This window comes from Nitrosomonas sp. Nm132 (assembly GCF_900100485.1).
Lineage (GTDB): Bacteria > Pseudomonadota > Gammaproteobacteria > Burkholderiales > Nitrosomonadaceae > Nitrosomonas.
In genome coordinates this window covers 1-1286 of sequence record NZ_FNDH01000117.1, presented here as the reverse complement: position 1 = coordinate 1286, position 1286 = coordinate 1, and the positions used below count along the sequence as shown (strand labels likewise).

Below are 1286 nucleotides of genomic sequence, written 5' to 3'. Positions count from 1 at the left end.
GCATGGGGTTGTTTTGACCAACGCAATGCAATTGCCTGTTTGCCGGCCTCATCTGCGATCAACTCGATTACATAATGCTGACTGATCCCGCGACTACGCTCTTTAAGCCGGCCGATACGTTCATTCAGCTTATCGATACGCTTCTCAGTACGGGGGTTGATTAAAGGGGGCTACAGTCAAAGTATTTCTGGGTTGGCGAAAGCGATTAATCCGATCATTCAGGGATGGATTACCTATTACGGAACGTTCAGGAAATCAGCGATGTCGGCCATTTACAGCTACATCAACGATAAGCTGTTGAGTTGGGCAAGGCGAAAATTCAAGTCGTTGCAACGCCGAAAATGGCGTGCCAGCCAATGGTTGCGGGAACTATATCGGCAATATCCAACATTGTTTGCACATTGGCGTGTTTAGCAGTGGGTGGCTGAATAACAAGAGCCGTATGAATCGAGAAGTTCACGTACGGTTCCGTGAGCAACTGAAGGGGGCGGTTCCCTTCGGTTGACTCGACCCGTATCGGAAAGCTTCTTCCATACCTTAAAAACCGGATTGATCCATCAGCAAACGTTTCATTCTCGGGAAGAAGCTAAACAGGCTGTGTTTGAATATATCGAAGTGTTTTATAACCGGGAGCGATTACATTCAGCTAATGGATAGATATCGCCCGTTGAATTCGAGGTACAGCAAAATGCTGCTTAGCTTTGTGTCCGGAAAAGTGTTGACACATCAAGCAATTGAGGCCGCACCTTGGAGAAGTTTTCAAGAGACTGGTCAAATATAAGGGCAGCCGGGTAGAAGAAGGGCATCTGATGCTGGATCATGTACATATGCTGATATCGATCCCGCCGAAGCATGCGGTGTCCCAAGTAGTTGGATACATCAAGGGCAAGAGCGCGATTCATTTGGCGCGGGTATATGGAGAGCGCAAACGCAACTTTGTAGGGCAGCATTTTTCGGCGAGAGGCTACTTCGTGTCGACGGTCGGACAAGATGAACAAATGATACGGGAATACATACGCCACCAGGAGAACATACGCCACCAGGAGAAAAAAGATAAGCGTTTGGATCAGATGAATCTGTGGCGATAACCGGCTACCTTCAGGTAGCTGAAAAGGTTGGGGTCGCGTAAGCGACCCCATTTTTTTCGCTTTGAGCGGCTCACAAAATTAACCCGAATATTTGTAAGCGTCTGGTGCTACCGACTGTTATTCTTTCTGCGTTAGTGATTTAATGAATTCCGGTGTCAATGGCAACAATTCATCGATGCGACTATTGGGCCAGGCAGG

The 1286-nt window shown here is 47.7% G+C and carries 1 protein-coding gene and 2 pseudogenes; all 3 read left to right on the top strand.

The genetic code is table 11. The annotated features are described in order from the left end of the window. Window positions 1–156 precede the first annotated feature (156 nt). Window positions 157–414: a group II intron maturase-specific domain-containing protein gene (locus BLP80_RS14925; protein WP_176754402.1), complete on the top strand. Its 258-nt coding sequence runs from the start codon at window positions 157–159 to the stop codon at window positions 412–414. Window positions 415–513: 99 nt separating this feature from the next. Continuing rightward, a pseudogene (locus tag BLP80_RS14920) lies at window positions 514–657 on the top strand (IS3 family transposase); the annotation flags it as partial. A 77-nt stretch (window positions 658–734) separates the two neighbouring features. Continuing rightward, a pseudogene (gene tnpA, locus BLP80_RS14915) lies at window positions 735–1088 on the top strand (IS200/IS605 family transposase); the annotation flags it as partial. Between the last annotated feature and the right edge of the window lie 198 nt (window positions 1089–1286).